This window comes from Desulfosediminicola ganghwensis, from assembly GCF_005116675.2.
GTDB lineage: Bacteria > Desulfobacterota > Desulfobulbia > Desulfobulbales > Desulfocapsaceae > Desulfopila > Desulfopila ganghwensis.
Genome location: NZ_CP050699.1, coordinates 270,322 through 284,944 on the forward strand (window position 1 = coordinate 270,322; position 14,623 = coordinate 284,944).

The following is a 14,623-nucleotide window of genomic DNA, read 5'->3' on the forward strand; positions in this document are numbered from 1 at the left end:
CTCCCAGATGGTGCGCCGCTTTTTCCCCACTTCAGCTCCTCCTCACCCGCAGACTCCATAAATCAAAGAAAAAACGTGATTTTTCTACGACCACTCACCAGATTCTGACATATTAACGTCGTTATATGGTAAAATATAACGACAGCGTAAGATACATATTCCGCCCCCTATTCTCTATCTCCCTGAATAGTTCCTGCATTTCATGGGGAGTTAAGCTTTCAAAACGATGACGTAACAATGCAGCTGTTCATTTCACGGGTGGTTTTATACCCCGAATAATTATGGAGAGTGAGTTATGGCAGAAAATATCTACTGGGCCGACACCTATGTTCAAAAGATCTGCAGTTCAGCCCAGGCAATTCGGAAAATACGGCATGGCCAGCGTATATTCATAGGCTCTGCCTGTGGCGAACCCCAGGAACTTGTCCGGGCCCTCGCCCATTGTTCAAAAGAGTTCAGCGGACTTGAGATTGTCAGAATGATGAGCATGGAAACCTCATCACTTATCGATATCGCCGACCAGACCCATGATGCCAGCCTGAACATCCGCTCCATATACCTGGGGTCTACCAGCAGCGAATCACTCTCCCGGAATAAACGCTTTATCACACCGATGAATATGTCCGAAGTGCCCTCACTCTTTACCAGCCGCAGGATGCCGGTGAACGTAGCCATGATCCAGGTTTCCCCCCCGGATGATTTCGGCTGGATGAGTCTCGGCATCTCTGTCGATGTCACCTACGCCGCGACACTGGCTGCCGATTTCGTCATAGCACAGGTCAACGACAGAATGCCCAGGGTTATGGGCCACAGTTTTATCCATGTCAACCAGGTCGATGTTGTTGTCGAACATAACGAAGAGTTGCTGACCATAGCACCAATTGAACAATCTGAAACAGCCGCCCGTATAGGCAAACAACTTTCCAGATTAATAGAAGACGGCTCCACCCTGCAGGTTGGACTCGACGCTGCCTCCCAGGCCACGGTGCAGGCACTGGAGGGGAAAAATGACCTCGGCTTTCACTCCCAGTACCTCACCGAAGACGTAATGCATCTCTATTCGCAGGGGGTGATCACTAACCGCTGCAAAGGATACAACGACGGCAAGCTGGTTGCTTCAGCCGCCCTTGGAAGCTCCAACCTCTACGAATTTCTCCACGACAACCCCGGTATAGAGTTCTACCCCTCCGATTACGTGAACGACCCATTCACCATCGCGCGCCACAACCGGATGGTCACCATGAACCGGGCCAGTGCTATTGATCTTACCGGGCAGGTTCTGGCCGAAGCCATGGCCCACACACTCTATGCCGGAGTGAGCGGTATACCTGATTTCGTGCGGGGAGCCCGCGGCTCCAAGGGTGGAAAATCGATTATCTTTTTACCTTCAACCATCAACAACGGTGCGATGTCGGCGATCACACCTTCCGTAGCGGGTGAAGCCGTGGTGGTACCGCGCGGAGATGTACATTTTGTGGCAACCGAATTCGGCGTCATCAACCTCTTCGGTAAAAGTCTGCAGGAGCGGGCCATGGCACTGATCAGCATTTCTCACCCTGATTTTCGTGATGAACTGCTCGACTCAGCCAAAGAAGTCGGTCTGGTTGCGCGTGACCGCAAACTGGGAACAGCCGGAAAAGCTGTTTATCCCGTCCAGTTAGAGGATTTTGTTTATCGGGATAATCTCAAGATAACCATCCGTCCTGCCAAGCCGGTGGACGAACGAAGGATTCAGGAGCACTACTATGGCCTTGACAAAGATGATGTCGTACGCAGATTTTTTCACGAAAAAACAAGTTTTATCCGTTCCGATGTGGAAACTAAATCGCAAATTGATTATATCAGAGAACTCACGCTTATTGCCCTTGTCGGTGAAGCGGGTTTTGAGAATGTCATTGCCATTGGTGAGTACCTCCTCGAAGCTGAAACCAACATGGCGGAAGTAGCTTTCTCCGTCAACACCCAATATCAGGGACTCGGCCTGGGTAAAGCACTGCTGAAGAAGATCTCAGTGGCAGCACGTGATAACGGAATTGCAGGACTTGTCGCCTATACGGTGCCGACCAACAAGGCAATGGTGAACCTGTTTAAATCACTTCCTTATAAGGTTGTGACATATTTTGAAGATGATGGTCTCAAATTGACCTGCAAGTTCGATGAGCTCAAGGAAGGACTCGAGTAGGACCCACCATAACATATTAATGATGCAGGATATGTCGCAACTATCCTCATCCTGGTAGATTAGCTGTAGAGGGTATCATGGCAAACAATCTGTATGTGGCTGCAACTGAGCCACGAAGTGGCAAATCAGCCATTACGTTGGGGCTGATGGAGCTGCTTACCCGCAACATCAAAAAAGTAGCATTTTTCAAACCGCTTGTCCTGGTTGAAGACAGAAACAGAGAACGGGACAACACCATTAACCTTATCAAGAGTCAGTTCAATCTCTGTTTTGATTACGAGGAGATGTGCGGCTACACTTTGAATGAAGCCAGTCAACTCATTTCCCTCGGTAAGCAGGCGGAACTGATGGATGGCATCATGGCCAAGTATAACGCCCTGGCCGCCAAAGCTGACTTCATTCTCTGCGAAGGTGCCGAGTTTGAGGGCGCCTCAGCTTCTTTTGACTTCGACATCAACGTCGATATCGCCAATAATCTGGGTTGTCCGGTCATTCTCGTCGCAAACGGTAAGATGAAGAGTCCGGAGGACGTTGTTCGCTCCATCAAGGTCTATCATGAGTCCCTTGAAGAGCGCAGCTGCGATATTCTTGCTACCATTGCCAACCGCGTCGATCCGAGTTATGTCGAGCAGGTGCAGGAGTTGATGAAGGTCAAGGTTGCACGTGGTCTCACTTACGCTATTCCCAACGACGAGAACCTCGGTAATCCCTCAGTCGGCGAAGTTGCCCGCCTGCTCAATGCCGAAATCCTCTATGGTGGTGAAAACCTTACCCGCCACGTCCGCAGCTTTACCATCGCCGCCATGCAGCTCAGGAATCTGCTGGAGCGTATCGACTACGGCACCCTGATTATCACCCCGGGTGACCGCTCTGACGTGGTTCTTGCCTGTCTGGCCGCAGTACACTCCATGTCCATGCCCAACATCTCGGGCATCATGTTGACTGGCGGACTGGTCCCGGAAGAGGCTGTTCAGAATGTGATCGAAGGGTTCCAGGACACAGTGCCAATCATCTCCGTCAATGAGAACACCTACGAAGCAGCCATCAGGGTTGAGCACATCCACGCTGCGATCACTCCGGACAACACCCGCAAGATCACCCAGGCCCTCGCCGTGTTTGAGCGCCATATCGGCATGGATGAGTTGAGCGACAAGATCATCAAGACCAAGACCACCATCGTCACTCCGAAGATGTTCGAGTCCCAGTTGCTGCAGCGTGCAAAATCTGATAAACAGCACATCGTTTTGCCTGAAGGTGAGTCCGACCGTATCCTCCAGGCCGCTGAGATTCTGCTGCGCCGCGAAGTGGTTGACCTGACCCTCCTCGGTAACGAAGACAAGATCAAGGAACGCATCAGCAGCCTTGGTCTTCACCTCGACAATGCCCAAATCATTGAGCCTGCCAAGTCACCGCACTTCGAGGACTATGTCCAGACCTACTATGAGTTACGCAAGAGCAAAGGTGTAACCCTCGACAATGCCCGTGATATCATGGATGACCTCAACTACTACGGTTCCATGATGATTTATAAAGGGCACTGCGACGGCATGGTTTCCGGCGCTGAACACACCACCGCCGACACCATTCGCCCCGCTTTCCAGTTTATTAAGACCAAGCCGGACTGTCCCATTGTCTCCAGTGTTTTCCTGATGTGCCTCAACGACAGGGTACTGGCGTATGGTGACTGTGCGGTCAACCCCAACCCAACCGCTGAAGAGCTTGCCGAGATCGCCATCTCTTCAGCCCAGACCGCTGCCATCTTTGGTATCGATCCGTTGGTGGCGATGCTCTCCTACTCTTCCGGAAAATCCGGGAAAGGTGAGCAGGTTGAAAAAGTGCGGCGTGCCACCGAGATTGCCCAGGAACGCGCCAAGACTGCTTTCCCCGGACTTGAGATCGAAGGGCCGATCCAGTATGACGCTGCTGTCGATCCGCAAGTCGGTAAAGCGAAAATGCCTGACAGCAAAGTTGCCGGTAAAGCGACTGTTTTCGTATTTCCGGATCTCAACACCGGTAACAACACCTACAAGGCTGTTCAGCGTTCCGCCAATGCGGTAGCCGTTGGTCCAATCCTGCAGGGGCTGAAAAAACCAGTCAACGACCTGAGTCGTGGCTGTCTGGTACCGGATATCGTCAATACTGTGGCGATTACCGCAGTGCAGGCCCAGGCCGAAAAAAAACAAATAAGCGGCAAGTAATAAAATCCGATTACCAATAAAACTCCGCTTCACGAAGTGAGGCGTGAGGAGTAAGGGGATAGGGCTAACAGCTTAAAACCAAAACCATCCTATCATCCCGATATGCCGAACCCAAAAAAAGGGGCTTTCCTGTTTCAGGAAAGCCCCTTTTTTTTGCCAAGTCAGCCCTCAACATCCAACATCCAACTCGCCGTCACACCCCTGTTTCTATATCAGAAATTGTCGACCGGGCAACCTCCTTAACCGCTTTCTCAGCAAATGCCTGGGCCAGATTATTATCAATCACATAAATACAGATCTCTTTCGCACCCTGGCGTGAGTATTTGTATTTTCTGGTAAGGTTCTCAATCATGTAGGTAACGTCTTCCTGGATCTTGGTGTCGTAGGTTCTGAAAGAATCTGAATCAAAATCCCGAATTGCCATCCGGAAGTTCTCGTTTTGCAGGAAGGGCACCAACACCTTCTCCTTGAGATTATGGACGTATCGTCCGTAGAGATGGATGAAGAGTGAAGTCTGGGTTATATCCAACTCATCGCGAAGAATCTCCTGGGTCAGGGCTGAAGTCGTGTACGCCTTCTGGACATTATTCCTGAAAGCGTTGGCCTCACTCTCGGTTACCAGCAATCGTGCCTCGACCCTCCTGAAAAAATCGGCCGTAATCTCTATAAAGTCTCCAGTATAGGTGCATCTTTCGCTGGCACCCTGCTCAAAATTAACAGCGAACATATAATTCTGAATATCGCGGGAGATCTGCTCTTCGTTGTAGTAGTAGAGCGCCTCTTTTACCTCCTGCAACACAGTGTAATTGTACATCCTGAGCAGGGAATCAAGAAAACCTTCGGGCAGTAGTTCTTTGTCCTGCTTACAATACTCACGGAAGAATGTGCCCAACATGGACATATCTATCATCTTGTCGTCACGGGCAAACCTGGTGTAAAACTCATTGAACATCCGTATCGAATCACGCCCGGAAAGCCCTATCCAGCCATCATTTTCAGATTCAGCGATAACCTTCTTTCTTCTCTTGGCCGTGAACTTTTCAACGTCATTGGCTTCAAGCCATTTCGGAATATTGCCGGTGAAGATTTCCATCTTCAGCAGCAGCAAATCCTTGTCACAGAACAGTTCATACTTCTCGGGATCACCGATCCACTCGAGCAGCGCTTCCGATTTGCAGCGCAACCTCGTTGCTATAATTACCCGGGCAAAATTATGCAGCACCCTGGGCAGAAAACTCTTTTCGATTGCTTTGCCAAAGATCTCCAGGTAAATCTGCACCTCGGTTTTGAGGTCGAGAATATACGGGATTTTTATGTATTCGATACGATCAGAAAACGCCTGCAGGTCGTCCAGAATCCTCCGGTCTTCCGGATTCATCAGGGCAAAAAGCAGTGAGTTTACCCGCTCTTCCAGATCCTCAACCTTATGGATACCGTCACTGATGATATTGTGCAGTTCCATCAACCGATCCGTGTTATGGGACTTCACATCCATCAGGGCGTATATGCCGTTGTTGGTCTTGGCATACCGTGAATAGAGATACGCTACCTGCTGGGAGCCTGCAAAAAGAGCGTTGAGGTTTTTCTGGATCACATCATTGTGGATCACATTATGCCTGAGCGGTTTATCACCAGGATTAAAAACCGAAATACCCTCTCCCAACCTCCTTCGAATGGCATAGGGGCGGGCATAGACATACCGCATGATATGTTCGGGATCCTGATATTTTTTCAACAGCCCCTGGTATATTGAGGTGCAGATAGTGCAGGGCTCATCCCGGAATATCCACTCATACTTCTTCTCGGTGAACAGCTTCCACTTGAACTCTCCATTTTCAAAGAGATCTTCCAGGAATTGGCGTCGAACATCTTTCGGTATAATCAGCAACGGGTTGTCATGGCTCGGACAGGGTACGTTGAAATAGTTTGTTGTCTGATCTTTTACATTTATGAAATTCTTTATCTCTGTCGCCGCCCGTTTCTTGCCATCATTTTCAAGGATTGATGCGATCCGGTCTGTGAACGAGCTGAGAGTCTGTCCTCCTTCCTCATAGTCATCCCTGTTTAAACGCCAGACGACTTCGTAGCGAGCCCCTTCAGGGGTGTTGGCATATTCCTCGAATTTTCTGAGCAGATTATTTAAAAATGTCGATTTGCCACTGCCGTGGGGCCCTTCAAAAATGTAAATTTTATTCTGCTGGGCGCCAACAGAGACTGAATCCACATGACGCATCAACCTGTTGGCAAAGAGACGATCTGCAAAAAACGGACGATCGGAACCTTCAACGAAAAGACGGTTACAGTTGTAATCGAGGTAGTCTATCGACTCTGCATCATCCTTATATTCATCTATTCCCTCACAAATAAAGGTACTGATCATATCGACATAGACCTGGTATACGTCACGAATATTGCGCTCAGGCTGAGATATAACCTCCTGAAGATAATCAGAAAATGTAATTAGCGCCCGCTTGGCCCAACTCCCCCTGTGCTTTCTGAGACTCTCCAGGGCTTTGTTCAGTTCTTGCATCGAAACACCTGTATATTGGCTTTGCCTTTATCCCGTCATGTTTATGTTGGCACCTTATACCCCGACTTTCATGAACATCAGCTCAAAACCCTTCTATCCCCTGCAACAATATGAGCTTGAAACTGTACTCTTCATTGTTCTCGCGAGACCACCTTGCCCGCTTGAGTTGCGAGAAGCGGACAAGTAAGATCCGGGCTCAATCGAAACGTGCAGTTCTCTATTCCGCCAACTCCCGTGAAAGTTTACGCCCCTTCATTGTGTATTTGAACCGCTTCCAGACATACTGTTTCCGCATTTTTTCTTCAGGTCCGGCAAGAGACGGTGTCTCATCAACTTTTATGGGAATTGGCTCTGACGAGTAGAGGGCCACCGGCCCGCCCCAGAGGAACTCCACCCCCATTAAAGACCCGTCCACGAACTCACGTAACAGTGGCTTATTTTCAAATTTATGGTCTAGCACCAAAGTACCAGCTTCGGTCACATCAACCGTAACCGACGGGGGGTGATAGAGCTGTTCAGCCACCATTTTTCGGTACTCATCCGCTTCCCTGCTTTTCACATAGTACTGCCAGGTCATCCGCTCCTTGTTCAGCTTTTTCCCCACCACAAAAAGCTTGTGCTTATCAACAAAATCCTGGTCGATGAAAGAATTTACAAACATTGAGTCTGCGAAATTTTCACGTACATAAAAAATATAATCACGACCTTTATTCTTTTGCAGGTCATACTTGCTGCGAGCATAACTGTCATAAAGCCTGCTGAACTCAAGGTCAAACTTCCCCTTGTTGGCCTTTTCCTCAAGATAGTAAAAGAGCCGCATGCCAAGGGCATAGGGGTTTAAGCCAACCCGCGGCATCGAGGTCACCTTGGCATTGATTATGGCGAACTCCACTTCATGACCTTTGATCCTGTCGTCACGGAGAAACAATTCTTCATGCCAGTAGCTGGCCCACCCTTCATTCAATATCTTGGTTCTGATCTGGGGCTGAAAATAGAGCGAGGTAGTACGGATAACCTCTATAACGGTGGCCATCCAGCGATTCTCTTCCTTTTTTAAAAACGGTGAGTGTTCTATCAGGAACTGCAGGATATCCATACGGGAGCGACCGGCATCTTGGGCGACATGCTTTTTATAGTAGGATTCCAGCTCAGTGTATTTTGACTTCACCGTCTCCAGAAACAGTTGTTCCCCTTTCTCCGGATTCTCCTTGATCTTCTTGTTGTAATCCTCTATCTCCTTCACGTAGCCAGAGATACTCTTCTTCTGATGTTTCTGTAAAAAGACATCAAAATAATAATCCAGCATAGTTATCCTGCGCCCATCCGGCCGGGCATAACCTGCCAATGTTTCGTAATAACCAACAAGGTTATCCACCGCCTTGGCAAATTCGATCACATAATCGACCCAGTGTCCTTTTTCTGAACGCAGCATGGCAATAAGCCGCTTGTCCGAAATGGCCTTGCTGGAGAAATCATAGTCCCAGGTATGGCGGAAGTAGATATTGTTCTGGAAAAAATCGATATGGCCAATAACGTGATAAAAAATCATCACGTTCAGCCAGTCCGGGTTATTATCGTTGTAAAACGAGATCGGCGGTCTGGTGTTGATTACCGTTTCATACGGATTTGATGGATAGAGCTCATACCTGCCGGTTTCTTTCAAAATTTCAACATCCTGCACCCAATAATCATAAAGGGTCGGAATCATGTTTTTCGGGCCGAGCTCGAGCATATCACGGTTGGTGACGATATACTCAAGGCTCTCATCCTGAAAGGTTAGCCCCGCATCACGGGCGCGTTCCTTACACCCTTCCATGATTTTCTTGGCATGTTGACTGATCAGTTCCATATTATTTAGATCCTGATGGGTCTTCGATATTCCGGAAATTACGCGATGAGTTTCTTTATACCGTCAATAAGTCTGGTTTCTGTGGCATCCTTACTCAGCACATCAAGACGCAAATTGTTTCGCCACTCTTCAAGCAATCCCGATTTACGCAGATAGGTCTCAACTTCTGTCTTACCCGAGATGCCATACCCGTTCTCGGCGATGGTCACCCCGATTCGAGCAGCATAGCCCAGCATCTTTTTCAGCTCAGGAATCGCCTCATCCCCCCTGGTATCCCAGTCATCCCCATCTGTACCGTGGAAAATATAGATATTGTAATCCTTCTCCAGGCTCTCATCTTCCACAATCTTGTTTACCAGCTTATAGGCTGCGGAAACCTGTGTCCCCCCCGCCACCTTGGAGTTGTAATAGGTGTTGAAGTCGTCCACTTCCTTAGCCTCGGTATCGTGGAGCACGAAACGGGTTTCAACCTGCTTTTCATATTGGAAAATCAGCCATGAATAAATGAGCACATGCTGATTCACCACCAGTTCCGTGGGCTTGCCGCTCATGGAGCCGGAATAGTCGCGGACAAAGAACACAACCGCTTGTGATTCATAATCTTTCTCTCTGGAGAGAATCCGATAGACCCTGTCACGGGGCGACATGAGCAGGTCCGTAGTGTCTATCCGACCTTGACCGGAAATCCGTTTCAGCCCAATGTTGGTCTGAATTATGCGCCTGAGAGTCGCTTTTTTATCGAGAACCTGACCAAAGCCACGGTTCTTGTCTGTGAGATCCCAGGTATACCTGGTGAGAGAACGTTTTTTGCCTTTATCGCGAAGATTGGGCAGCGCGAACTGCTCGGTCAATACCCTGCCGAGGTCATAGGCATTGGACTCTATCTCGTGGGATGCAGCATCGCCCTGGCCTGCACCTGTTCCAGCGCCATCTTCCTGGCGAACCGGCTGCTCACCGATTACCTCTCCCTCTTCCCCTTCACCAGAACCGCCGTCGCTGCCACCTTCTCCTTCACCCTCCTCTTCTTCGTCAAGTCGCACCTTGTCATGAATCAATTTCTCTTCGACGGTAGTTGGTACAACCACCACTTTTTCATCACCGTCACGGCCGGGCTTGACCAGCTTGCCAATCCGGATCTTTCTGGGAAACCCATCCTTTTCCCGCTGGGAATCCTTTTCCAGCAGATAGTCGAGGGAATGCACCGAACTGATTGGCGTAGGTTCCGGAGCTGCCCCACCATGCAACATCTGGTAATCGTTATAACCATACATGGACAGAGGCCGGATTGGTGGCTGCAGGTTATGGTACAGATCAACATCTCCTGCTTTCTCAGCCGCCACCAGTTCACGCCTGATCATCTCATCCTGCTCTTTCGTCAAGCCACGCGCTTTACAGCTGACATAGAGTTCACGTAATTTTTTCATGATCTCCGAGGTGTTACGCCAGTTCGTCTGTCTCGTGCTCAATGACACAGCGACGCTGGCAATCCACTAGTTTTCGTCCACCTGGGTACAGAAATACTCGATGGTCTTCTGGGCACAGGTTGGGCAATAACCGAGCTTATTGAGCATGGTATCGATCATCCTGTCATACAGCTTCTGGTTCTCCTCGTTTGTCCGGTTGGCCAATGCTCCGATGAGACTGCCGGCCCCGGCAATATCAGACTTCAACCGCACATCGGTTACAGCCTTGACCAGCTCCAGATTGTCCATAAAGTCATAATTCGGATCAACGGAGATCTTCTGGCCATATACCTTCCTGATCGAGGTTCTGAACGAATCTTTCTGCTCTCTTGTCTTCAGGCCGAGCCGGTCTTCCACCGAGTCGATATACCGCTCGTCAATCTTGATCGCCAGCAGTTCACCGGTCTGGGGATTTTTATACTTCCACATTTTATCCGCCCCCAGATTCTCTGCATCGATGCCTATGATCATGTTCACATAGTTCAAAACATCTTTTCGTATCGCCAGCGGTTCATCCATATACGCATTGAACATCTCTGTCAGAATACGTTCCCGGTACAGGCCCCGTGCTATTTTCAAATCGTCCAGGAATTTTGCCCGATCATTTGCCTCGCTCACGTAGTCGAGAACGATTCGCTCCAGAGACCTGAAGACATCATAGGCAAACATACATTTGCCCTCGTTGGTCTCACTTGATTCAAGCATCAGCTGCATTGTGCGGCCGAGATTTCGCTGCCCCAGCCCCTTCTGGCCAAAACGTTTGGTAATGTCATGATCCTGGTTCAGGATATCAATTACCTCAGAAAGAGTTTTAAGACTCTTCTCTCCAGCAACCTCCCCCGACGCCAGCTTCATGGTTTCGATAGGTGTCAGTTTCTCAGATCTTGGCAGCCTGGTGAGAACCACCGCTACTGAAGCTGCGTAATTCAGGTTCGGGTCCTGATGCATCACATCGCCGGTCAGGGTAGTCTTCGACTCATCACCTATAGCGTAAGCAGTCAGATCACTCTGCAATTTATAGTTGGTATTATGCGAGACATAGCAGATACGGCAGCGATCGATAATGGGCGCCTCTTCCTTTTCTGCCAGAAAGCGATTGAACTCAGAGTTGTTTGAAGTAGCGATGATAAGCGTATCAATCGGCCATCTATAACCGTCAATCTCAATGGTCCTGTTCTGGATTACGCCCAGATAGACCTGCACCAGATCTTTCTTGTTTTTGTAAATCTCATCACTGAAATGAATACCTCCGCCAGCCACCCTTGCCAGGGCGCCACGCCGCAAATCAAAGCGAAATGGATTATTGGTGTCAGTGATATGCAACAACCGCTGAATAGACTCCTCCCCCAGCAGATCTACCGCCGAAGAGGTGATTTTATCCTTGGCAGGATATTTACCGGTCACCGTGCCCAGGCTCTCAACCAGAGGCACTCTCACGATATCGATAAACTCGAGCATCTTGTCGACCTGGCCGTCCGTATAGTCCCGTATATCGTTCCAGATATAGGCGGAGCAGGCACCAAGCGGTCTGTAGTTTTCATACCACTCGTCAATCATGGCGCTGGTCGAGCGATATTTTTTCTGCAGGTACTCTTTTGACTCCCCTTTATTTTCCAAGAGGTTCATCGCCAAAATCATGGGATCTTCGTAAGTCTGGGACTCAATAATTTTGATATTGCCGTAGTCCCCGATCTTATCGAGATATTTGAACCGAAAGGTATACTTGTGGTTTCCCGGCTCTGCCAGGAAATCGCGATACATGGCACACAGGTATTCGACCAGAAAGGTCTTACCATTTCCAGGTTCACCCACCAGCACATATGCCATCTCTTTGGATGAACCGCCCTGGGCCGCATCTTTCACGAAGGAGACAAAGGAATTAATCTCATCGTACATGCCGATGATATGTTTCCTTCCTTCTCTGAAGATGTTGAAGTCAAAAGTGGTTTTACCGTTTACCACCACCTTGTCTATTTCCCGGTCGAGGATCATTCGACTGACACTTTGAAAGGCGTTTTCAAATACTCGCTCTCCCTTTTTGACCGCACCAATATGGTTATGGAGTGTATTCGTCCCTTGGGCTGGCATTATTCCCCTCCTTTGTACGATAGTTCGTAGAAGTTTGAGCGTTAGGTCATATAATTAATTATCTGCACAGATTCACTTGGAATACAAGTTGACACATATAAAAAGAGGCACAGTAAATTACTGTCTCCAACGCAAACCTGCCATCTGGCAGCAAAGCTGTTTGCCGTTTTAGTGTAGCACATTTTTGCCAGGCAGAGGTACTGCCTCAAGCAATTTTAGAATGACGTTCCTGAAGTACAATCGACAATCTTATTTGAGCATATGAACGTTTTATATTGACAGAGTTGATCAAAATTGAGAAATTAATGGATGAATTAATTACTACAATGTCAGAGTCTTGCTGAATTCTGTTCTTACAAAATTCGCAACGCATCATTTTTGATAGAGAAACAAAGGATAATGTAATGAAAAAAGTGTATACAACCGACAAAGCACCAGCAGCCCTTGGTCCATACTCGCAGGCAGCCTCTGCCGGAAATCTGGTGTTTATCTCTGGTCAACTGCCGATTGATCCTGCCACCGGGAAGTTTGTCGAAGGCGACATCGCGACCCGCACTCACATGGTTCTGAAAAACCTCCAGGCTGTCGCCGAAGAGGCCGGAGGATCCCTGGATAATATTGTGAAAACTACAATTTTTCTTACCGATCTCGATGATTTTCAAACTATGAACGCCGCCTACGCCGAGTACTTTACCGACTCACCACCGGCACGTTCCACCGTTCAGGTAGCAGCCTTGCCGCTGGGATCGAACATCGAGATTGAAGCCATTCTGGCGCTGTAATTACCAGTTAGTTATAACAACGCCCCGAGGTACTATTTTTATGAATTTTACGGTCAAAGACATTCTGCAGATGGAGGTAACTCTCGCCCTCGGCTGCACAGAACCGGTCGCCGTCGCCCTTGGCACAGCAGCTGCCGCGAGCATACTCCCTGAAAAGCAGTTCGACTCCATTGAGGTTCTGGTAGACCCCAACATCTACAAAAATGGCATGGCCGTAACTATCCCTAACAGCGGTGGCCTGGCTGGCATAAACACCGCAGCCGCCCTCGGAGCCTGCGGATGTGACCCGTTGCTGGGCCTCGAGTTATTTGAATCGCTCAACGAAGAATCCGTCCAGCAAGCCAGGGATTTACTCAAGGCTAAAGCTGTAACTGTGAAGGTACGGGAGGAGCGCGGGCTCTACATAGCAGCCAGGATTGTCTCCGGCAACTCAATGGCAGAATGTACCATAGTCGATCTGCACAACAACATTGTCAGCCTCAAGCTCGATGGCAACGAGGTGACCGATTCGCCTCTAATCGCCACCTTGCCTGAAAACGCCGGCAAAAATAAACTTGCCGAGCTTGAAGAATGGCTGAGGCAGCTCAGCCTTAACGATCTTTACGACCTGGTTGATGAGCTTGATGAAGAAGATCTCGCTTTCCTGCAGGAAGGTGTCGAACACAACCTGCGCCTGGCCGAATACGGCTTAAAACACGGCAGCGGTCTTGGTATCGGCAAAGGTATCGACCGATTGCTCAAGCAGAAGCTTCTGGTCAACGACATGGCGACCTCGGCCAGAAGGCTGACCTCGGCTGCAGCAGACGCCCGCATGAGCGGCGCCAAGCTGCCGGCTATGAGCTCTGCCGGCAGCGGCAATCACGGTCTCACCGCCATTCTGCCCATCTGGGCCATCAAGGATTTTATCGACACCGATGAAGAAACGGTGCTCAAGGCGATTGGCCTCAGCCATATCATCACCGGCTACGTCAAGGCACATACCGGCAGGCTCTCAGCGGTATGCGGTTGCTCAGTGGCGGCAGGTGCAGGCGCCACCGCCGGCATCGCCTACCTGGTTGGAGGTGACGCCAACCACATCGCCGGCGCGATCAAGAATATCCTGGAAGATCTGGCCGGGGTTATCTGCGACGGCGCCAAAGCCGGCTGCGCCATCAAACTCAATACCGCAGCCGGTGCTGCGGTGCAGGCTGCGCTCTTTTCCCTGCAGGGTATCAACGTCAAAGACACCGACGGCATTATCGGCACCTCCCCCGAAAGCACCATCAGAAACATGGGAACTCTCAGCCACGAAGGCATGAGCGCCGCTGACAAGACCATCCTGCAGATCATGATCGACAAGGAAAAGAACAGAGCTTGATGCAGCTGCCCATCCCCGGTCTGACTCACTCGACCGGGGGAGTTCTCCTGCTGGAAGAAAAGTAGAGGTTCTGTAACAGCAACAAACTATCCAGTCACCTCTTTGTTCTGCTCAACAGGCAAAAAGAAAGGCGCATACCCGAAGCCGGGATGCGCCTTTCTTTTTATTCCTCAG

At 49.5% G+C, this 14,623-nt stretch carries 8 protein-coding genes; 4 read left to right on the plus strand and 4 right to left on the minus strand.

The window, feature by feature from the left end; genetic code table 11:
• Positions 1 to 295 precede the first annotated feature (295 nt).
• Complete coding sequence (locus tag FCL45_RS01210) at positions 296 to 2,182, plus strand: bifunctional acetyl-CoA hydrolase/transferase family protein/GNAT family N-acetyltransferase (RefSeq protein WP_136795485.1); 1,887 nt, start codon at positions 296 to 298, stop codon at positions 2,180 to 2,182.
• A gap of 77 nt (positions 2,183 to 2,259) precedes the next feature.
• Positions 2,260 to 4,380: a phosphate acetyltransferase gene (pta, locus tag FCL45_RS01215; protein WP_136795486.1), complete on the plus strand. Its 2,121-nt coding sequence runs from the start codon at positions 2,260 to 2,262 to the stop codon at positions 4,378 to 4,380.
• A 193-nt stretch (positions 4,381 to 4,573) separates the two neighbouring features.
• Here the strand turns inward: pta and FCL45_RS01220 are convergent, their stop codons facing one another.
• From FCL45_RS01220 to FCL45_RS01235, 4 genes are all read right to left on the minus strand, one after another.
• A complete protein-coding gene (locus FCL45_RS01220) occupies positions 4,574 to 6,910 on the minus strand; it encodes a serine protein kinase PrkA (RefSeq protein ID WP_136795487.1) in 2,337 nt (778 codons plus the stop codon).
• A gap of 217 nt (positions 6,911 to 7,127) precedes the next feature.
• On the minus strand, positions 7,128 to 8,759 hold the full coding sequence (locus FCL45_RS01225; RefSeq protein WP_136795488.1) for a SpoVR family protein: 1,632 nt from the start codon (positions 8,757 to 8,759) through the stop codon (positions 7,128 to 7,130).
• 38 nt (positions 8,760 to 8,797) lie between these two features.
• Positions 8,798 to 10,183 (minus strand): DUF444 family protein, encoded by a 1,386-nt coding sequence (locus FCL45_RS01230; RefSeq protein ID WP_136795489.1) that lies wholly within the window; start codon positions 10,181 to 10,183, stop codon positions 8,798 to 8,800.
• Positions 10,184 to 10,249: 66 nt separating this feature from the next.
• Positions 10,250 to 12,310, minus strand: a complete 2,061-nt coding sequence (locus tag FCL45_RS01235) for a serine protein kinase PrkA (RefSeq protein ID WP_136795490.1) — start codon at positions 12,308 to 12,310, stop codon at positions 10,250 to 10,252.
• Positions 12,311 to 12,714: 404 nt separating this feature from the next.
• Between FCL45_RS01235 and FCL45_RS01240 the strand changes: the two genes are divergently transcribed.
• The gene (locus FCL45_RS01240) at positions 12,715 to 13,092 is read left to right on the plus strand and encodes a RidA family protein (protein ID WP_136795491.1); all 378 of its coding nucleotides are present in this window, start codon (positions 12,715 to 12,717) and stop codon (positions 13,090 to 13,092) included.
• 40 nt (positions 13,093 to 13,132) lie between these two features.
• A complete protein-coding gene (locus tag FCL45_RS01245) occupies positions 13,133 to 14,449 on the plus strand; it encodes an L-cysteine desulfidase family protein (RefSeq protein ID WP_136795492.1) in 1,317 nt (438 codons plus the stop codon).
• The last annotated feature ends 174 nt before the right edge of the window (positions 14,450 to 14,623 follow it).